Here is a 19997-nt window from a genome sequence, read left to right on the forward strand (position 1 = left end):
CTTATAGTATCCGCAAGTTAATAGTAACGATTTCCCTGGTGTTGTTGTGTGTCTTGCCCCTCTTCTTTGCAGGGGCTTTTTTCTTTATCTCGCCCAGCTTGGTTTGTTCATTATGTGATCCTGCCAGTCCACCACTTCGCTTTCGCGTACCGCAATGTGGCGCACAGTAATACGTTCACCGTGCATCGCCGCCTTGGAGCCACTAACCAATGGGTGCCAGGAGAACAGGGGTTTGCCTTCGCCAATCAGGCGATATGCACAGGTCGGGGGCAACCAGTCAAACGTCGTGAGGTTCTCGCGCGTCAACTTGATACAATCTTCTTCCAACTCAAAGCGACGTTCATAGTTGCGGCACTGGCACGATTTAATATTCAGCTGGTCACAGGCTACGTTGGTGAAATAAATCTCGTCGGTATCTTCGTCGATCAGCTTATTCAGACAGCATTGCCCACAACCGTCGCACAGCGATTCCCACTCTTGTTCTGACATTTCAGCCAGCGTTTTTTGTTGCCAAAAAGGGGTTTGTGACATGTTCGCGTCCGGTATAGGTAAATGAATAGATAACCTGCGTACAGGTTTTGAGGGTGCACTATATAGATATCCCAGCCAAATGGAAAGACTGAAAACACAATATAATCATAGTGATAACAAAACAATCGCTTAAAAAAAATGCTATTTAAAACAACATCATTCAACATTCCGCGCCGTGACTATCCACCGCTTGTGCTTTGCTTCTTGCGGGGAGAAATAACGCGTTTATCGCTTAATTATACGTACAAATCACAGGTCTATCACCTTTTCGTTTTATCCCCAGATTATCGCCAACCGATACTTCAATTCACCGGTAAGATTCATCTTATAACGCACGATTTGCCGCCAGGCGCGGCATAATCCTGCTATGTTTAATGTTCGCCTTTAGAACCGAGATAAGGAGCCAAGTATGTTTGGAAAAGCAGAAGACAAGGTTAATGAAGCTGCCGGCGCCGTTGAGGAAGCCTTTGGTAAAGCAACGGACTCGCCGGATCACCAGGTTAAAGGCGCAGCCCGCAAGTATGCCTCTCAGGCCAGCTATGCAGCTCGCGATGCGGCTGATACGGTGCGGACCCAGGTTGAATCCAACCCGCTTGCCGGCGTGGCTATCGCGGCAGCGGTCGGGATCGTTTTCGGTTTCTTGTTGGGCCGTAAATAAGCCTATTACCCGATGACTACCGAAAAAGACAAAAGGCCCCTGCGGGCCTTTTTTTATGCGTCAAACCCAGGCTTTAAATCACGCGGGTGGTTAACGATTTACCATTGAGGGTAATTTTCAGCATGTCGCCGGAACTCATCGGGCCAACACCTTGTGGGGTCCCGGTAAGAATAATGTCGCCTGCACGCAGCGTGAAGAAACGGCTCATATAGCTGATCAACGGCAGGATCGGAGTGATCATATCGCGAGTATTGCCCTGCTGACGTACCTGGTCATTTACCGTCAGGGACAGCTCGGCATTTTGCGGATCGCCAAACTCTGCCACTGGAATAAAACCGGATATTGGGCAGGATCCGTCGAAACCCTTGGCTTTCTCCCAAGGCTGCCCCGCCTTCTTAAAGCCCGCCTGCAGTTCACGCAGCGTCAGATCAAGCGCAACACCGTATCCGGCGATGGCACGCGCCACGCGATCTTCATTCGCTTGTTTTAACGGCGTGCCGATCAGCACCGCCAGTTCCACTTCATGATGAACCGACCCGAACTCTTTTGGGATCGCCACCGGCTGACGGATATCGCACAGCGCCGTTTCAGGCTTGATAAATACGACCGGCTCTGCCGAGGTTGCACTGCCCATTTCCTTAATATGGTCGGCGTAGTTACTGCCGACGCAGACCACCTTATTCACCGGAAAATCAAGTAATGAACCCTGCCAGTCTCTATGTTGATACATACCGCTTCTCCCTACAATCATGTAGGGGCTTAGCATGCTAAGCCCGTTATCCCACGCATTGGTGGAGGTACCGTGACCCTATTTTATTGCCCGATACCGTCAGCCATCATACCCACAGCGATGGCAAAATAGTAAGAGCGATTCCAGTGCATGATAGTGCGAAAATTGTCATAAACCATGAACGCACGCCCCTGCATATCATCCGGCGTAATAACCCAACTGCGCAGGGTAGAATGCGGTAAGGCTGAACCATCCGCACGACGTATGCCACGCTTTTGCCATTCATTGACGCTGTGCGCCTGGCGATCTTTCAGTCCCAGACTCTCGCTGCTGAAACCGGCGGGCAGTTTAACTTCCCTGCCCCAGCCAACCCCCGGTTGCCAGCCTTCACTCGACAGATAATGGGCTGCGGAGGCAAACACATCGTCAACGTTATTCCAGATATCAATACGGCCATCACCGTCACCATCCGCCGCGTAGCTCAGGAACGACGTCGGCATAAACTGGCACTGGCCCATTGCCCCGGCCCAGGAGCCTTTTAGCTGTTCGCGGCTGACATGCCCTTGTTCGAGGATACGCAGCGCTGCCATCAATTGTTGACTGAAAAAAGCCTCACGACGCCCTTCAAACGCCAGGGTAGCAAGCGCAGATATGACATCTTCGCGGCCCTGGATCTTGCCGAAGGCGCTTTCCATCCCCCACAGCGCTACCACATAGCGTCCTGGAACACCGTAGCGAGCAGTAATACGCGTCAACTGCGGCTGATATTGTCGATAGAGGGAACGGCCCTGCGCGATCTTGGCCGCTGGCAATACGCGTTTAAGGTAATCATCCAGCGTGATTTTCTTTTCCGGCTGATTGCGGTCCGCCTTGATCACCCGATCAACAAAATGCACGTTGGCAAAAGCACTGTCGACGATAGCCGGGCTAATACCCTGCGCCAACGCCTGACGTTTCAGTTGCTCAACATAGGCCGGGAACTGCGCGGGATCGCGGCCGGTTTCAGCCAACGTACTCTGCACCGGCGCAGCAGTGGCACCCGGTGAAACAGTCTGCGCCATCACCTGCGGACCGGCACTCAGCATCAGCAGAACCACTGTCGTTGTCTTCGCTGATCCTCTCATCACGCAGCTCCTTTGTCGGTTTGGGGTTACTGATCCAGCGTAGCCCCTGCACGCCAACGACGGTTATTTTTTGTCGTCAGACAGGTGCTGGTTTAATAAATTTTCCAACGGCGGTGGTACCTGCAGATAAAACCCTTCGTCCTTCAGGGCCTCTTTCACTTTCTCAATATCTGCCGAGGCTAATTTTTCCCTTCCTTCAAGAGAAAGCACCATCGCCAATTGTGGCAAACCGAAACTTTTCATCAGATCTTCCGGCACTCGGGAGAAATCGTCTTTTTTTTCGACATAAAGATAAGTTTGATCGCGTTTAGGGCTTCTATAGATCACACAAAGCATGTTTTTAACTCTATTTAATTGGGGCAGCGTCTTGCCTGGATATAACTCTGACTATAACATGCTTATAGTACTTCGGAATATCGCACCCCGATTGGTATTCCGGGGATTTAAAGTTGCTGAGACTGAGTCAGGATAGATGTCACAATCGCCAATTGAGCTAAAAGGCAGCAGTTTTACCCTATCGGTTGTTCATTTGTATAATTCGGAACCCGAGGTAATACGTCAGGCGTTACTGGAAAAAGTCGAGCAAGCGCCCGCTTTTTTGAAAAACGCCCCTGTTGTTATCAACGTTGCAACGCTGAACGGCGATGCAAACTGGAAAGAACTTCAACAGGCTGTCGCGGCAGCAGGGCTGCGCGTTGTGGGTATCAGCGGTTGCAGAGATGAGCGGCAAAAACGCGCGATAGCCCGTGCCGGGTTACCGTTGCTGAACGAAGGTAAAGGCCAAAAGATGGCCGCCCCGGAAGCGGCGCCCGCGCCAGCCCCGGTGGTGGATCCCAACGCCCCCGCCAAGACGCGCATCATTAGTGCCCCTGTCCGTTCCGGCCAACAAATTTATGCCCGCAACAGCGATCTGATAGTGACCAGCAGTGTCAGCGCCGGCGCCGAATTAATTGCCGATGGCAATATTCACGTTTACGGCATGATGCGCGGTCGTGCGCTGGCCGGTGCTTCAGGTGATACGCAGTGCCAGATTTTTTGCACGCACCTGGGTGCTGAGCTAGTCTCTATCGCAGGGCAGTACTGGTTGAGCGACCAAATCCCGTCCGACTATGTCGGGCAGGCAGTACGACTCAGCCTGTTGGATAACGCTTTAACCATACAACCTTTAAATTAAGCCCTTTTGACAAGGAATCCATTTCATGGCACGCATTATTGTTGTTACATCGGGTAAAGGGGGCGTTGGCAAGACCACTTCAAGCGCGGCCATCGCTACCGGCTTAGCCCAAAAAGGTAAGAAAACCGTAGTAATCGATTTCGATATCGGTCTGCGTAATCTTGACCTGATCATGGGCTGTGAACGCCGGGTTGTTTACGATTTCGTTAACGTTATTCAGGGTGATGCCACGCTGAATCAGGCGTTAATCAAAGACAAGCGTACCGATAACCTGTTTATCTTGCCTGCTTCGCAAACGCGCGATAAAGATGCGCTGACCCGCGAAGGCGTTGAAAAGATCCTCAACGATTTGGGTGAGATGAATTTTGACTTTGTGGTCTGTGACTCTCCCGCAGGTATCGAAACCGGCGCGCTGATGGCCCTGTACTTCGCTGATGAAGCCATCATCACCACCAACCCGGAAGTCTCCTCAGTACGTGACTCTGACCGTATCCTGGGCATTTTGTCGTCCAAATCCCGTCGTGCTGAGCGAGGCGAATCGGCGATCAAGGAACACCTGCTGCTGACTCGCTATAACCCGGGTCGCGTTAGCCGTGGCGACATGCTGAGTATGGAAGACGTGCTGGAAATTCTGCGCATTCCACTGGTCGGCGTTATCCCGGAAGACCAGTCCGTGCTGCGGGCCTCCAACCAGGGTGAACCCGTGATCCTTGATGCTGAATCCGATGCCGGCAAGGCCTATGACGATACCGTTAGCCGCTTGTTAGGGGAAGAACGCCCCTTCCGCTTCATTGAAGAAGAGAAGAAGGGTTTCCTGAAACGCCTTTTTGGGGGATAAACCATGGCATTACTAGACTTCTTTCTGTCCCGCAAAAAGCAGACAGCCAATATAGCCAAGGAACGGCTGCAGATTATCGTCGCGGAGCGTCGTCGGGGGGACAGTGAACCCCCGTATCTGCCTGATTTGAAACGTGATATTCTGGCGGTAATTTGCAAATACATTCAAATCGACCCTGAAATGCTGCACGTGCAGTTTGAGCAGAAAGGGGATGATATTTCGGTACTTGAACTCAACGTGACATTACCGGAATCGGAAGAAGTAACTAAATGAGCGTGACGCATTAATTACCCCCTGTATATTTTCTACAGGGGGTAACTGTATGCATAACCAGTTATTGAGATAAAAAAGACCCACTAATCATTTTTACCCTTTGGGAATAATCTCAATTAATCTTGCGTCACGGTTGTTTAAAGTAAATGCTGGCGGTAAGTGTGTTTACTTAAATTATTTTTAATCAATATTCAGAGCAGTGTTTCCTTACCCTGCCCCGACTTTCTCGCAACCCGATTAATAATCCTTCAAAATATCCTGAAGCGGCGTCGCTAATAAATCACCGCGCCAACCGCTGACTAATTCTGGCAAGTTATCGCCCGCTTTCAATTTCCAATGCCAATTCAGCAACTGATTAATCTGCCGACGCGAGGCCAGCAATTCGCTGCTTAAGCCGCTTTGCTCGCTGACAATGACGATCGCCGCTTTGATTTCCTTGAACACTTTCTTATAACCCGGCTGGTCGATCAGGTTCGGTAACGGCTCCGGCAATGCCGATTCATCCAGCTCACTGGCTTCTGCCACCAGCGCCACCAACGTTTTGCCGTGATAACGGATTTCCGGGCCGCTCAACCCCAGCGAGTCCAACTCTCCCAGCGAGGTCGGCATATGACGCGCTACCTGCCAGAGATTCTCTTCACGCACCACAAAGTTCACCGCCAGGTCACGCTCACGCGCCTGGCGCAGTCGCCATTCCGCCAGCTTCTGCAAGCAGCCCAACTGGCGCGGACGCAGTTGCCAGGCGTTGGTGATTTCACGGTAGGCCAATTCCGGCGCCAGCGTCTCGCTACGGCGTTGGCACAACAGCAGGCATTCATTGCTGGCGGCCGCGGTCCAACCGGCCTCTTCCGTCTCCTGCACCAGCCGTTTGGCCATTGGCAGCAGATAGAACACGTCGGCAGCGGCGTAGACACACTGTTTTTCCGTTAATGGACGCGCCAACCAGTCGGTACGGGCTTCGCTTTTATCCAGCTCCACCTGCATATACTCCGCGACCAGGGTGGCAAAGCCACAGGACATAGGTCGACCGGTAAAGGCCGCCAGGATTTGGGTATCGACCAGTGGCGTCGGCAGGGTTTTGAAGGCATTGAGGAACACTTCCAGATCCTCACTGCCGGCGTGCAGGAACTTCACTATCTGTGTGTTGCTCAGCAACTCAATAAACGGTTGCCACTGCTTGATTGGCAAGGGGTCAATCAGGGAGAGTTGTTCACCGTCGTATAACTGAATCAGGCCTAACTGCGGATAGTAAGTGCGCGTTCTGACAAATTCGGTGTCCAGCGCAATCTGGGCATGCTTTTTCGCCTGCTCGCAGACCTGCTGCAATCCGGCATCGGTAGTGATCAACTGATAGTTCAAAACGTCATTCTCTTGGTCGCTTTCATGATTCAAACACAACAACGCCGGCATTCACCGGCGTTGTTGATCTGTAAGGCGTGGATGATAGCCTAGGCGGCATCGGCCGCCACAGGTTTTTTCTGCTCATCACGCAGTTCTCGTCGCAAAATTTTACCGACGTTAGACTTCGGCAATTCATCGCGAAACTCAACAATTTTAGGCACTTTATACCCGGTGAGCTGCCGACGGCAATGGGTCAACAGCTCTTCTTTGGTCAGCGAGGCGTCTTTCTTCACCACGCAGATCTTCACCGCTTCACCGGATACGTCACTCGGTACGCCGATCGCCGCACATTCCAGCACTTTCGGATGTTGACTGACCACGTCTTCGATCTCGTTCGGGTATACGTTAAACCCGGAAACCAGAATCATATCTTTCTTACGATCAACGACGCGAACAAAGCCCATCTCGTCCACTGTAACGATATCGCCGGTCGCGAGCCAGCCATCTTTCATTACTTCATCGGTGGCATCCGGCCGCTGCCAGTAGCCTAACATAACTTGCGGTCCTTTAACCCACAGTTCCCCCGGTTCGCCGACCGGCACATCATTGCCGTTATCATCCACCAGTCGTATGTCAGTGGATGAAACCGGCAGACCGATACTGCCGCTGTAGTGCGTCAAGTCGTGCGGGTTGCAGGTGACCAAGGGTGCGCATTCGGTCAGTCCATAGCCTTCCAAAAGGTGCTTTCCGGTGGTTTGCTCCCACTTGTCCGCCACCGCTTTCTGCACCGACATACCGCCACCGACCGAGAAACGCAGCGTCGAGAAGTCGAGTTGATGGAAGTCGGCATTATTCAGCAACGCATTAAACAAGGTATTCACCCCACTTATCGCGGTGAACGGATAGCGCCCCAGCTCTTTCACCAGCCCTGGAATATCACGCGGGTTGGTGATCAACAGATTACGGCCGCCTAATTCAATAAACAGCAGGCAGTTCACCGTTAATGCAAAGATGTGGTAGAGCGGCAATGCGGTGACAATCAGCTCCTGACCATCGCGGAACAGCGGCTCGTAGGCGGCTTTGGCCTGCGCCACGTTGGCCTGCATGTTACGGTGCGTCAGCATCGCGCCTTTGGCCACGCCGGTGGTGCCACCGGTATATTGCAGGAACGCCAGGTCGGAATTGATGATGTCGGGTTTAACGTACTGCTGCCGACGTCCGCGCTGCAGTGCACTGCGGAAAGAAATCGCTGCCGGCAGATGGTATTTCGGCACCAGCCGCTTAATGTATTTCACCACAAAGTTAACCAAGGTGCCTTTGGCGGCGGAGAGCTGATCGCCCATGCGCGTCAGGATCACGTGTTTTACCTGGGTGTTGAACACCACTTTTTCCAGCGTGTGGGCAAAGTTGGAGACAATCACGATAGCGCTGGCACCGCTGTCGTTCAGTTGGTGCTCCAGCTCTCGCGGCGTATACAGCGGATTAACGTTAACCACCACCATACCGGCTCGCAAAATGCCAAACAGTGCGATCGGATACTGCAACAGATTCGGCATCATCAGCGCAACACGATCGCCCTTCTGCAGGCCCAGCTCGTTTTGCAGGTAAGCGGCAAAAGCCCGACTGCGCTCTTCCAACTTGCGGTAAGTCATCACTTCGCCCATGTTCATGAAAGCCGGTTGATCCGCATAACGCTGAACCGCATTTTCAAACATTTCGACCAAAGATGAATAACGATCGGCGTCGATCTCTGCCGGAACATCCGCCGGGTAACGTTTTAACCAGACCTTATCCAAGGTATTACTCCTGAAATCATTATTCATTGTCATCGCAGCCCCTAAATATGCAGCCAAACCATAACAATATTTTAACTCAGCAGACCAGTTTGAGTTTTAAACAATATTCAGGTTGCGATGTACGTCACTAATTGGCGCCGTTTCCCTGCGCCAAAAGAAAAAGGCGGCCGGAGCCGCCCTAATAAAATAGTGAATGCCTAACTAACACTACTCGGTAACGATGGTTTGCACCTGTGCCGGGCCTGGATTGTACCAGCCATAACCCACGCCCCAACCTGGGCCCCAGGTACCGCCACGCCAACCCCATGGCCCCATCGGGGCCGGCGGCATCATCACCTGTTGGGTAAGGTGCCAGCGTTTATAGCCGGTAGCATTCATGGTGACAAACTTGTACGGCGTCATGCCAATCTTGCCGTCTCTCACGCCGGTGATCGGACCGACCACGGTAACCAACTGACCTTTGAAATCCACCGGCTCCAGGAAACCGTTAACCGAGGCTAACAAACGCCCCCGCGACGGTTCGCCCAAAATAGGCCGGGCGCCGGAGTCGAGCGGCACAGCGGCGATTTCCAACACCGTGCGCCCCTGCTCATTGGCAACATTCACCACGGTGCCACCAAAACGGGCCTCGGCCCCAACAAACAGGTTCGGCGCATTCTGCACCGAGGATAACTGCTGCACCGGTGTTTCCGTGCTGCCTTTAATGGCGTCAGGTACGGTTACGCAGCCCGACAGCACCAGCGCGCCACCGGCAATGGCCAGCAGCGACATTTTTTTATTTACAGTGCGGGTTAACATCGTCGCAATCTCCTGAAATAGCTGTAACTTTGACATCAATTCACAGAGCAAGTTGCAGTTCATTCATATCCCGATTGCTACCAAAGCACAATAGGTTGCGCTATTCACGCCCCGGCAATTTTTTCCAGGTGACTTCATTACGCAGGTAGGTTGGTTCGGCATTTTCAACCGCGACCGCCAGCCCCTGTTGCCAGGCATGCAACGCCAACGGCAGCATATCTTCCGCCTGCGGCAGCAGCATTTGACCATCACCCAGGCTTAACGAGGAACCGGTGACCAGATCCGGGTAGGTTTGCCAACCGGTACCCACATGCGCCCAATGCCCTTGCAGGCCTTGCGCACGTTCCAACGCTTGCGGTGGTGAAAGTACCGCTTCGCCTTCGCTTGCCAGCCAATGGCCGTCTTGCTGACGCTCAAACTGGCCCCAGTAAACCTCACCCATGCGCGCATCTATCGCCGCCAGCACCCGATCGGCCCCGGTGACGCGCCAGGCGCCTTGCGCCATAGTCTGCAACGTAGAGATACCCAGCAACGGCAAGCCGGCACCCAGCGCCAGCCCCTGCGCGATACCAATACCAATGCGCACGCCGGTAAAGCTGCCGGGCCCACGGCCGAAGGCCAGAGCATCGAGCTGATTAAGGGTGATACCGGATTCCGCCAGCACTTGCTGCACCATCGGTAAAATGCGTTGCGTATGCTCACGTGGGCACAGTTCAAACAGGGCGTGGATTTCGCCTTGATTCCAGATAGCAACGGAACAGGCTTCCGTCGCTGTATCGATCGCTAAAATTCGCGTGGACATGCCAACCTCAGGCGGGAAAAAAACAGGGTTTTTCATACAGGGCGCGCATTGTAGCACAGCCCTGAGGTCACGCCTATCCGCTAGCGCTCTGCCTGCAAGAAGGCAATCGCCTGGGCGATATCACGGGTGCGTGGCGTCGGCGGCAGGCTGTTGAGGAACACTTCGCCATACGGCCGCATCACCAAGCGGTTATCGCAGATCACCAGTACGCCGCGATCGTCGGTATCGCGGATCAGACGCCCAACGCCCTGTTTCAGGGTGATGACCGCATCCGGCAGTTGCACGTCGTTAAACGGATCGCCGCCGCGTAACCGACAATCTTCAATCCTCGCTTTCAACAGCGGATCTTCAGGCGAGGTAAACGGCAGTTTGTCGATGATCACGCACGACAAAGCATCGCCGCGCACGTCTACCCCTTCCCAGAAGCTGCTGGTCGCCACCAGCAACGCGTTACCGGACTCAACGAACTGCGCCAACAGTTGGCCCTTACTGGTTTCCCCCTGCAGCAGGACCGGCAAGGTCATGGTCGCACGGAACTCTTCCGCCAGTTCGCGCATCATCTGGTGTGAGGTACAGAGGAAGAAACAGCGGCCGTTATTGGCCTCAATCAGCGGGCGCAGCATACGCGCCAGTTGCCGAGCACCACCCGGCTGATTCGGTGACGGCAAAAAGCGCGGTACACACAGCAATGCCTGTTTGGCGTAGTCGAACGGGCTGGCCAGCAGCAAGGTTTTCGCCTTGTTCAGGCCAAGGCGCTCGGTAAAGTGCCCCATTTGTTCATTAACCGACAGGGTTGCCGAGGTGAAGATCCAACTGCCCGGTTTCTCGTCCAACAGTTCACGGAAACGATCGGCTACCGTCAGAGGTGTCAGCGCCAGGACAAAATGTCGTGAGTTGCACTCATACCAGTAGCTAAAGCCCGGTTCATTGACTTCTTTCAAACGTTTGAGACGCGCGCGATACAGCGTGGCACGCTCGAAGGCGGCGTCCAGCAGGGCCGAACGGCCCAGAGACAGTTTGACCACGTCGTAGCACAGCTCCAACGCGTCATCGAGCAGCAGTAAGGCACGTTGCACATTGGGTTGGCTTAGTACCTCGCGCAGGTTGCCACGAAACCCCGGCTCCCCCAGCATCAGGCGGAAGTCCTGCGTGCTTTGGCTGAGGCGGTCAGCGCTTTTTTGTAACTGAGCCGCGTCACGCACTTCGGTACGGTAGGCAATAGAAATGTCTTTGGCCAGATCCAGCAGTTGGCGGCTGGTCAGCTGTTTGCCGAAATACTGGCTGGCGATATCCGGGATCTGATGCGCTTCATCGAAGATCATCACATCGGCCTCGGGGATCAGTTCGGCAAAACCGCCCTCTTTCACCACCATGTCTGCCAGGAACAAATGGTGGTTTACCACCACCACGTCGGCATCCATGGCCCGGCGACGCGCCTTGACCACAAAGCAATCTTTATACAGAGGACAGTCGCTGCCCAGACAGTTATCGTTGGTGCTGGTCACCAGCGGCCAGACGAAGCTGTCTTCCGCCACGTCGCTGCAGCTACTGATGTCACCCTCTTTGGTCATTGATGACCACTTGCGCAGATGGACCAGATCGATCAGCGCCTGTCCTGCCAGCTCACCACCGGCCATCGACTGCTGTTCAAGACGTTCCAGACACAGATAGTTGGATCGCCCCTTCAACAACGCCATCTTGCCTTTGTACTTCAGCGCTTTGGCGACGGTGGGCAGATCGCGTGCATAAAGCTGATCCTGCAGCGCTTTTGAACCGGTGGAGATAATCACTTTGCGATCGGCCCGCAGTGCCGGTGCCAGGTAGGCGAAGGTTTTACCGGTGCCGGTGCCCGCTTCGACCACCAACTCCTGCTTGAAGTTAATGGCTTCGGTAACCGCCTCTGCCATCTGCCGCTGCGCTTCACGCGGTTTGAAACCCTTGATTGCCTGCGCCAGGGCGCCGTCTGTTGCGAAATCGTCTGTCACGCTATCTCTCTGCCGGTGTAATTCAGCGTTGATTATGCCAATCCTGCCGCGCGGCTACCACCGACTTTATCATCAAGCATTTCTACCGGGGGCTGTGATACCCTTAAGGTGATGATGATATGGAGATAACTGAATGAATATCGAACGAATTGATCCGGACCAGCGTTGGTCAGAAGCCGTGGTTCACAACGACACGGTTTATTACACCAGCGTGCCGGAAAATCTGGATGATGACGCCACTGCGCAGACCGCTAACGCGCTGGCGGCGATTGATGTGATCCTGGCCCGAGTGGGCTCCGATAAAAGCCGGGTGCTGGACGCCACTATTTTTCTGGCCGACGGTGCCGACTTTGCTGCAATGAATGCGGCCTGGGATGCCTGGGTGGTTGCCGGTAGCGCCCCAGTACGTTGCACTGTGCAAGCCAAACTGATGAACCCGAAGTACAAGGTTGAAATCAAAATTATTGCCGCGCTGTAAAGTAAAAAAACCGCAGACGATAACGCCTGCGGTTTTATTGGGTGTCATCGGCTGCTGATTAAGCCAGTTTGATGATCACCATTCCCGCCAGTAACAGCACCAGACCGATCCAGCCTTTGGCATTCAGCCGTTGACCGAACAGGATCCAGCCGGCTGCGATGGTCGCGGCAATACCGAAACCGCCCCACAATGCATAGGCAACCGACAGATCAATCCCCTTCACTGCCTGCGCCAGCGCACTGAACGCCCCCAGCACCGACAACAAAGACAACAGACCCAACCAAACCTTGCGGAAGCCGTCCGACATTTTCAGGAAAATGTTGGCAATAATCTCCAGCACGATCGCCAGCCCCAGAAACGCGATGTGGTACAACTCAAGCTGTTGCATGGTTGTCACCTCGCGGAGTGGCCTGTTTGCGTGGCTTGCGGGTACCAGATTTGACCAGCATGATACCGGCAATCAGGGTGACCAGACCCAACACTTTCAACGCCGAGATCGGCTCATCAAACCACATCACGCTGAACAGGGTAATAAACAGGATACCGATACCTTCCCACAGGGCATAAGCGACCCCCAGAGCAACGCGTTTAACTGCCAACGACAGCATCACATACGAGGCGGTGATCATCACATACATCACAATATGGCCGGTCATGCCGCCGCTGACGCTGGCGTATTTCATTGACAGGGTACCGATAATTTCGGTCACAATGGCCAAACCTAAAAAGATCCAATAAATCATGATTTCTCTCCCAAACGGCGAATAACGCACGCTAAGGCATATTTATCCCGATTTATCTCGTCAGACAGGCGCAACGAGGCGCTGACGACGCAGAGATCCCTGGGGATAAACTGACCCAAACGTAATAAAAATGTTTGCCCGGCTACGCGGAATGACGGAGGACTGAGCCTGTCACCAGCACCGGTTAAGGGAGAAAGACGCTATAGCTCGCTGCACCAGTGATGCTCACTGGCAAGGATGGCAGACAGGAAAAGCTGGCAAGTAGAGGTTCTGAGGGTAATTCCATTAGTTGTCATCATAAGTATTCTCTATTCTCAGCCGCACATAATCTTGTTACACGGAGTGCGATTTGCCCAATATCCTCATCAAGTAAAATTTTTAACTGAGATAGTTGTACCATAGCAATAATTATAAAGCAAACCGCTGTTTTCGCAAAAACGATAAAAAAACAGTTTAAAAATAAGAAAGTTAACTAATTTAAAAATAAAAAAAGACCCAACAAGTCGTTGAGCCTTCGTTTAAGTTGGACCGACCCAATAATCGGCGATCCCAGGCCCGGCGCGGGTTACGCCGTGGCGCCGTTAACTGCGGTTCGCGCCAGTTCAGTGATGCGGGCGTAGTCACCATTTTCCAGCGCATCGGCTGGCACCAACCAGGATCCACCGATACACAGCACGCTTTTCAGCGCCAGGTAATCACGGTAATTGTTCGGCGTAATACCGCCGGTCGGGCAGAAACGCACCTGCGGGAATGGGCCGCCGATCGCCTGTAGTGCCTTCACACCGCCGTTGGCTTCCGCCGGGAAGAACTTGAACTCCCGCAGGCCATGATCCATCCCCAGCATCAGCTCTGAAACGGTGCTGATGCCCGGAATCAATGGAATGGTACCTGCGGTAGCCGCTTTCAGCAGCGACGCTGTCAGGCCTGGGCTGATGGCGAATTGCGCACCGGCTTCGGTCACCGCCTGCAACTGCTGCGGGTTAAGCACCGTACCGGCACCGATAATCGCCTCCGGCACCTCAGTGGCGATAGCGCGGATCGCGTCTATGGCACAGGCGGTGCGCAAAGTGACTTCCAATACGCGCACGCCACCGGCTACCAGCGCCCTGGCCAACGGCACCGCATGTTCCAGCTTGTTAATCACAATCACCGGAACTACCGGGCCTGCGGTCAGGATCTGTTCTGCGCTGGTTTTCCAGTTTTTCATCGTTACTTCTCCATTACTTACGGGTTATCAATGGCACGCCCCTGCCACAGGGCTCCGCATCTAAACGCGGGCGTCCGGCCGTACCCCAAGTGATGTGGTGCCCCGGCACTGCAGGCAAAAAAATGCCGGCAGATAATCTGCCGGCCGGGTCATTATTCGAACTCGTTCCAGGAACGGCCATCGCGGGTGATCATCGCCACCGAGGCAACCGGGCCCCAGGTGCCGGACTGATACGGCTTCGGCGCTTCGTTATCCGCTTTCCACGCGTCCATGATGGAGTCCACCCACTTCCAGGCTTCTTCCACTTCATCCCGGCGCACAAACAATGCCTGGATGCCACGCATGGTCTCCAGCAACAGGCGCTCGTAGGCATCAGCCACGTGCTCCTGGTTGAAGGTCTCTGAGAAACTCAGATCCAGCTTGGTGGTTTGCAGACGGTGCTTGTGATCCAGCCCCGGGACCTTGTTCAACACCTGGATCTCGATGCCTTCATCCGGCTGCAGACGAATGGTCAATTTGTTCTGCGGCAACTGCTGGTAAGAATCGCTGAACAGGTTCAACGGCGGGTTCTTGAAGTAGACCACCACTTCAGAACATTTGGTCGGCAAACGCTTACCGGTACGCAGGTAGAACGGCACGCCGGCCCACTGCCAGTTGTCGATATCGACACGGATGGAGACGAAGGTTTCGGTATTGCTGCTTTTGTTCGCCCCTTCCTCTTCCAGGTAGCCCGGTACCTTTTTGCCCTGTACGAAGCCGGCGGTGTACTGGCCACGCACCGTGGTTTCACGCACATTGGTCTGATTGATGCGACGCAGTGAGCGCAGAACCTTCACTTTCTCATCACGAATGCGGTCAGTGCTCAAGTCCGCCGGGGGTGACATGGCGATCATGGTCAGAATCTGCAACAGGTGGTTCTGGATCATGTCGCGCATCTGGCCGGCCTGGTCAAAGTAGCCCCAGCGCCCTTCAATCCCCACCTCTTCCGCCACGGTGATCTGCACGGAGTCGATGGTGCGGTTGTCCCAGTTGGAGGCGAACAGTGAGTTGGCAAAACGCAGTGCCAACAGGTTCAACACCGTCTCTTTACCAAGATAGTGGTCAATACGGTAAACCTGGGTCTCGTTGAAGTATTCCGCAACCTGATCGTTAATCACGCGGGAAGACGCCAGATCGGTACCGAGCGGTTTTTCCATCACTACGCGCGCCGGATCGTGGTTCAGCTTGGCTTCACCCAAGCCTTTGCAGATCGCGCCGAAGGTGCTTGGCGGCATGGCAAAGTAGTTAATGGTGGTGCGATGTTTCTGGTCCAGCATTTTGCCCAGTTTGGCAAAGTTCTTGCTGTCGTTCACATCCAGGTTGCAGAAATCCAGGCGCGCGCTCAGCGTGGCCCAAAGTTCGTCATCCAGCTTTTCTTTCATAAAGGTGCCAAGCGCTTCCTTGACTACCTTGGTGTAGGCTTCTTTATCCCACTCGGCACGGCCGACGCCGATAATACGGGTATCCGGGTGGATATGACCGGCTTTCTCTAACTGGTACAGGGAAGGCAACAGCTTACGACGCGCCAAATCGCCTTTCGCGCCGAAAATAACCAGGTCACACGCCTGGGCTGTAGAGGTTACCGCCATGTTCATCTCCTCGTTGCAGGATATTTGTAATTTTCTTACATTACTAATGTACTCTCTTTAACTACGGCCAGTAAACCCGGATCAAAAGCAGAAAAAAAGCCCCAGAAATTGCAGTGTTAAGCGCTATCGGTGGTATATGCCGCGGACCAAACTAAAAACTGTAATTTTCTGTCTTTTTTGACGCCCTTTTACCATTATGAAAGTTAGACACAGGTCATGTTCTGATGAAAAAACTCTGCATACCCTCTGTCGACACTGCCAACGGTTACCAGCACGTAGTATATTTTCACTAAACCGGCATTGATTTCTCCTTTGATTGAAATCGACAAAACCCATGAGTGACTCTCGTTATATGAATACGCTGGAAAAAATCCAGAGCCATCTGGAGCTGTTGAGCAAATCTGAACGGAAAGTCGCTGAGGTGATCCTGGCCTCCCCGCAGACCGCCATTCACTCCAGTATCGCGACGCTGGCCCGCATGGCGGACGTGAGCGAGCCCACCGTCAACCGCTTTTGTCGCCGCCTCGATACCAAGGGTTTTCCCGATTTTAAACTGCATCTTGCCCAAAGCCTGGCCAACGGCACCCCGTACGTAAATCGTAACGTGGAGGAAGATGACAGCGTTGCTTCCTATACCGGTAAAATTTTCGAATCTGTAATGGCCAGTCTCGATACAGTAAAGGCAAATTTGGATATTGCAGCAATCAATCGTGCGGTTGACCTGCTCACCCAGGCAAAAAAAATCTCTTTCTTCGGTTTAGGCGCCTCGGCGGCCGTCGCCCACGACGCCATGAACAAATTTTTCCGCTTTAATATCCCGGTGGTCTATTTCGATGACATCGTCATGCAACGCATGGGATGCATGAACTCCAGCGAGGGAGATGTAGTGGTGTTAATCTCCCACACCGGCCGCACCAAAAACCTGGTGGAAATGGCACAGCTGGCGCGTGAAAACGACGCCACAGTCATTGCCATCACCTCACGTGATACCCCTCTGGCGCAAGAGGCAACCCTGGCATTGTTGCTCGATGTACCGGAAGATACCGACGTTTATATGCCGATGGTGTCACGAATTGCGCAATTAACGCTCATCGATGTTCTGGCCACCGGATTTACCTTGCGCAGAGGGGCCAAATTCAGAGATAACTTGAAGCGGGTCAAGGAAGCGTTGAAAGAATCGCGCTTTGATAAGGGGGTAGTCATCCCCAACAATTTCGACTCGTAACCGATGTGAAAAAACCTGTCGTTCAAAATAGTCTGAACGGCGGCATTAGAGGCAGTACCCTGTTAAAACGCTCATGCGGGTAACCCGAGTGAAATATCAGTGTAGTAAAATTACATTTCACTCCTGGTTTCGTTATCCGACGTTATCGCAACACCAATAATTTGCTTCACCAGTCAACGGAGTAATACATGTCCAGACGGCTCAGAAGAACCAAAATTGTTACCACCCTGGGTCCGGCTACTGACCGCGACAATAATCTGGAAAAGATCATTGCCGCCGGCGCTAACGTAGTTCGGCTCAACTTTTCCCACGGCACCGCAGAAGACCACCAGATCCGCGCTGACAAAGTGCGTGAAATTGCTGCCAAGTTGGGACGTCACGTCGCTATTCTGGGTGACCTGCAAGGGCCGAAAATTCGCGTTTCCACCTTTAAGGAAGGCAAAATCTTCCTTAACATCGGCGATAAATTCCTGCTTGATGCCAACATGTCCAAGGGCGAAGGCGATAAAGAAAAAGTCGGTATCGACTATAAAGGCCTGCCTGCCGACGTGGTGCCAGGCGACGTACTGCTGCTGGATGACGGCCGCGTACAGCTGAAGGTGCTCGAAGTTCAGGGCATGAAAGTGTTTACCGAAGTGACCGTTGGCGGCCCGCTGTCCAACAACAAAGGCATCAACAAGCTGGGTGGCGGCCTGTCCGCTGAAGCCCTGACCGAGAAAGACAAGGCCGATATTGTCACTGCGGCAAAAATCGGCGTCGACTACCTGGCAGTTTCCTTCCCGCGTACCGGCGAGGACCTGAACTACGCCCGCCGTCTGGCCCGCGATGCAGGCTGTAACGCCAAGATCGTGTCCAAGGTGGAACGTGCCGAAGCCGTTTGCAGCGACGAAGCTATGGATGACATCATCCTGGCCTCCGACGTAGTGATGGTAGCCCGTGGCGATTTGGGCGTCGAAATCGGCGATCCGGAGCTGGTCGGCATCCAGAAAAAACTGATCCGTCGCGCCCGTACGCTGAACCGCGCCGTGATTACCGCGACCCAGATGATGGAGTCGATGATCACCAACCCAATGCCGACCCGCGCCGAAGTTATGGACGTGGCGAACGCCGTGCTGGATGGGACTGACGCCGTGATGCTGTCTGCTGAAACTGCGGCAGGCCAATACCCGGCAGAAACCGTGGCGGCGATGGCACGCGTTTGTCTGGGTGCTGAGAAGATCCCAAGCATCAACGTCTCCAAACACCGTCTGGACGTGCAGTTCGACAACATTGAAGAAGCTATCGCCATGTCTTCAATGTACGCGGCTAACCATCTGAAAGGGGTTACCGCCCTGATCGCCATGACCGAATCCGGTCGCACTGCGCTGATGATGTCACGTATCAGCTCCGGCCTGCCGATCTTCGCCATGTCACGTCATGAGCACACGCTGAACCTGACCGCGCTGTACCGTGGCGTTACGCCGGTGTACTTCGACAGCCACGAAGACGGCGTCATCGCAGCCAATGACGCGGTTAACCGCCTGCGCGACAAGGGCTTCCTGGTGTCCGGCGATCTGGTGATCGTCACCCAGGGCGACGTGATGGAAACCGTAGGGACCACCAACACCAGCCGTATCCTGCGCGTCGAGTAACCCAGACTGCTGCCGGCCGTACCTCGGCCGGCATTTTTTCCCGCTCCGCCCTTCCCCCTGTTAAACTCATCTCCAGTCGCCACTACGGCAAATGGAGAGCCATCGATGCTTCATCAACACCCACAGCAAAACCACACTGAACAAGCGCTGGATCTCGACGGCCTGGGAATGGAGAATTTGGCAGAGGGAAGCCTGCGGGGTAACTCGCTGCTGAAAATCAGTCTGTACGACAATCGACTTCGCCAGTTCCCAATGCAAATCCTGCAGCATACCGATCTGCAGGTATTGAATATCTCCTGCAACCAGCTTAGTGAACTTCCGGTCGAAATAGGCCAACTGCGAGGGCTGGTAATGCTGGATTGCGGCCACAATAAGGCCAGCAGCGTACCGGCAAGCATCGGTGAACTACGTGAGCTGACCTATCTTTATCTGAGCGACAATACCTTTTGTGACCTGCCTGTCGAGCTGGGCCGGTTACACAAGCTGCGCTATCTGAACGTGACGGATAATCAGCTCAGTGAACTGCCAGCGGCCATTGTTCAACTCGGTGCCCTGCAGGAATTGCGGTTGTACAATAATCAACTTGTCAGTTTGCCAACCACTGTCGGGCAGTTGACCGCACTGCGGGAACTGCACCTGATGAAAAACCGCCTGACCACGCTACCGGATGAAATTGCCCTGTTGGCTGAGCTGGCCGTGCTGGATCTGGAAAATAATGCCATCAACCGGCTACCGGCTGCATTTTGCCACTTGCCCAGCCTGACTCACCTCAACCTGCGAACTAATCAGCTACAGCAGTTACCGGAGGATTTTGGCCAGCTAACGGCCCTGAGCACGCTTGACCTGCGCGCTAACCACCTGAGCAACCTACCGGACAGCATGACGGCATTGACGAACCTGCGACGGTTGGACCTGCGCTGGAACAACTTTGCCCAGATACCCGCCGTACTGGAGCCGCTGATGGCTCAGGGTTGCATGGTACATATCTAAGCGCAGCTAAAACAAAGGGCCAGACACCCTGAGATGACTGGCCCT

The 19997-nt window shown here is 53.9% G+C and carries 21 protein-coding genes; 8 read left to right on the top strand and 13 right to left on the bottom strand.

Annotated elements, in window-relative coordinates; all coding sequences use genetic code 11:
• Nucleotides 1-84 precede the first annotated feature (84 nt).
• On the bottom strand, nt 85-531 hold the full coding sequence (gene ycgN, locus QOT07_RS14300; protein WP_012145475.1) for a cysteine cluster protein YcgN: 447 nt from the start codon (nt 529-531) through the stop codon (nt 85-87).
• A gap of 409 nt (nt 532-940) precedes the next feature.
• Here ycgN and QOT07_RS14305 point away from each other — a divergent pair, with 409 nt between their 5' ends.
• Nucleotides 941-1189 (top strand): CsbD family protein, encoded by a 249-nt coding sequence (locus QOT07_RS14305; RefSeq protein WP_012145476.1) that lies wholly within the window; start codon nt 941-943, stop codon nt 1187-1189.
• Nucleotides 1190-1262: 73 nt separating this feature from the next.
• On the opposite strand, the gene QOT07_RS14310 is transcribed toward QOT07_RS14305, so the two are convergent.
• The 3 genes from QOT07_RS14310 to QOT07_RS14320 form a co-directional block, all read right to left on the bottom strand.
• A complete protein-coding gene (locus QOT07_RS14310; RefSeq protein ID WP_012145477.1) occupies nt 1263-1919 on the bottom strand; it encodes a fumarylacetoacetate hydrolase family protein in 657 nt (218 codons plus the stop codon).
• 83 nt (nt 1920-2002) lie between these two features.
• Nucleotides 2003-2980 carry a lytic murein transglycosylase gene (locus QOT07_RS14315; RefSeq protein ID WP_369804764.1) on the bottom strand — a complete coding sequence of 326 codons (978 nt, stop codon included), beginning with the start codon at nt 2978-2980 and terminating at the stop codon, nt 2003-2005.
• Nucleotides 2981-3106: 126 nt separating this feature from the next.
• Nucleotides 3107-3379 carry a YcgL domain-containing protein gene (locus tag QOT07_RS14320; protein ID WP_099064256.1) on the bottom strand — a complete coding sequence of 91 codons (273 nt, stop codon included), beginning with the start codon at nt 3377-3379 and terminating at the stop codon, nt 3107-3109.
• A 136-nt stretch (nt 3380-3515) separates the two neighbouring features.
• Here QOT07_RS14320 and minC point away from each other — a divergent pair, with 136 nt between their 5' ends.
• From minC to minE, 3 genes are read left to right on the top strand one after another with little or no spacing between them, the layout of a single operon-like run.
• The gene (gene minC, locus QOT07_RS14325; RefSeq protein WP_099064257.1) at nt 3516-4217 is read left to right on the top strand and encodes a septum site-determining protein MinC; all 702 of its coding nucleotides are present in this window, start codon (nt 3516-3518) and stop codon (nt 4215-4217) included.
• Nucleotides 4218-4242: 25 nt separating this feature from the next.
• Nucleotides 4243-5055, top strand: a complete 813-nt coding sequence (gene minD / locus QOT07_RS14330; protein ID WP_012145481.1) for a septum site-determining protein MinD — start codon at nt 4243-4245, stop codon at nt 5053-5055.
• 3 nt (nt 5056-5058) lie between these two features.
• Nucleotides 5059-5328, top strand: coding sequence for a cell division topological specificity factor MinE (gene minE, locus QOT07_RS14335; protein ID WP_012145482.1), 270 nt, complete (start codon nt 5059-5061; stop codon nt 5326-5328).
• Between the two features lie 237 nt (nt 5329-5565).
• Here minE and rnd read toward each other — a convergent pair whose 3' ends face one another.
• The 5 genes from rnd to yoaA form a co-directional block, all read right to left on the bottom strand.
• A complete protein-coding gene (gene rnd / locus QOT07_RS14340) occupies nt 5566-6687 on the bottom strand; it encodes a ribonuclease D (RefSeq protein ID WP_099064399.1) in 1122 nt (373 codons plus the stop codon).
• An 89-nt stretch (nt 6688-6776) separates the two neighbouring features.
• Entirely contained in the window at nt 6777-8465 is a 1689-nt protein-coding gene (fadD, locus tag QOT07_RS14345; RefSeq protein WP_099064258.1) for a long-chain-fatty-acid--CoA ligase FadD, read from the bottom strand.
• 207 nt (nt 8466-8672) lie between these two features.
• Nucleotides 8673-9263, bottom strand: a complete 591-nt coding sequence (locus QOT07_RS14350; RefSeq protein ID WP_099064259.1) for a Slp family lipoprotein — start codon at nt 9261-9263, stop codon at nt 8673-8675.
• Between the two features lie 100 nt (nt 9264-9363).
• Nucleotides 9364-10065: a tRNA (adenosine(37)-N6)-threonylcarbamoyltransferase complex dimerization subunit type 1 TsaB gene (tsaB, locus tag QOT07_RS14355; protein ID WP_283603392.1), complete on the bottom strand. Its 702-nt coding sequence runs from the start codon at nt 10063-10065 to the stop codon at nt 9364-9366.
• 80 nt (nt 10066-10145) lie between these two features.
• Nucleotides 10146-12050 (bottom strand): DNA repair helicase YoaA, encoded by a 1905-nt coding sequence (yoaA, locus tag QOT07_RS14360; RefSeq protein ID WP_085117141.1) that lies wholly within the window; start codon nt 12048-12050, stop codon nt 10146-10148.
• A gap of 133 nt (nt 12051-12183) precedes the next feature.
• On the opposite strand from yoaA, the gene QOT07_RS14365 reads away from it, so the two are divergent.
• Nucleotides 12184-12528, top strand: coding sequence for a RidA family protein (locus QOT07_RS14365; protein WP_044551823.1), 345 nt, complete (start codon nt 12184-12186; stop codon nt 12526-12528).
• Between the two features lie 58 nt (nt 12529-12586).
• Here QOT07_RS14365 and mdtI read toward each other — a convergent pair whose 3' ends face one another.
• From mdtI to zwf, 4 genes are all read right to left on the bottom strand, one after another.
• Entirely contained in the window at nt 12587-12916 is a 330-nt protein-coding gene (mdtI, locus tag QOT07_RS14370) for a multidrug/spermidine efflux SMR transporter subunit MdtI (RefSeq protein ID WP_012145489.1), read from the bottom strand.
• A complete protein-coding gene (gene mdtJ / locus QOT07_RS14375) occupies nt 12903-13271 on the bottom strand; it encodes a multidrug/spermidine efflux SMR transporter subunit MdtJ (RefSeq protein ID WP_176979420.1) in 369 nt (122 codons plus the stop codon). Before mdtJ ends, mdtI begins: the two co-directional genes overlap by 14 nt.
• A gap of 565 nt (nt 13272-13836) precedes the next feature.
• Entirely contained in the window at nt 13837-14478 is a 642-nt protein-coding gene (locus QOT07_RS14380; RefSeq protein WP_283603393.1) for a bifunctional 4-hydroxy-2-oxoglutarate aldolase/2-dehydro-3-deoxy-phosphogluconate aldolase, read from the bottom strand.
• Nucleotides 14479-14630: 152 nt separating this feature from the next.
• Nucleotides 14631-16106, bottom strand: coding sequence for a glucose-6-phosphate dehydrogenase (gene zwf / locus QOT07_RS14385; protein ID WP_085117144.1), 1476 nt, complete (start codon nt 16104-16106; stop codon nt 14631-14633).
• Nucleotides 16107-16458: 352 nt separating this feature from the next.
• Between zwf and QOT07_RS14390 the strand changes: the two genes are divergently transcribed.
• From QOT07_RS14390 to QOT07_RS14400, 3 genes are all read left to right on the top strand, one after another.
• The gene (locus QOT07_RS14390) at nt 16459-17331 is read left to right on the top strand and encodes a MurR/RpiR family transcriptional regulator (protein WP_099064402.1); all 873 of its coding nucleotides are present in this window, start codon (nt 16459-16461) and stop codon (nt 17329-17331) included.
• Between the two features lie 188 nt (nt 17332-17519).
• Nucleotides 17520-18962, top strand: coding sequence for a pyruvate kinase (pyk, locus tag QOT07_RS14395; RefSeq protein WP_085117145.1), 1443 nt, complete (start codon nt 17520-17522; stop codon nt 18960-18962).
• 105 nt (nt 18963-19067) lie between these two features.
• On the top strand, nt 19068-19952 hold the full coding sequence (locus tag QOT07_RS14400) for a leucine-rich repeat domain-containing protein (protein ID WP_283603394.1): 885 nt from the start codon (nt 19068-19070) through the stop codon (nt 19950-19952).
• Nucleotides 19953-19997 lie beyond the last annotated feature (45 nt).

Source organism: Serratia proteamaculans, from assembly GCF_949794035.1.
GTDB lineage: Bacteria > Pseudomonadota > Gammaproteobacteria > Enterobacterales > Enterobacteriaceae > Serratia > Serratia proteamaculans.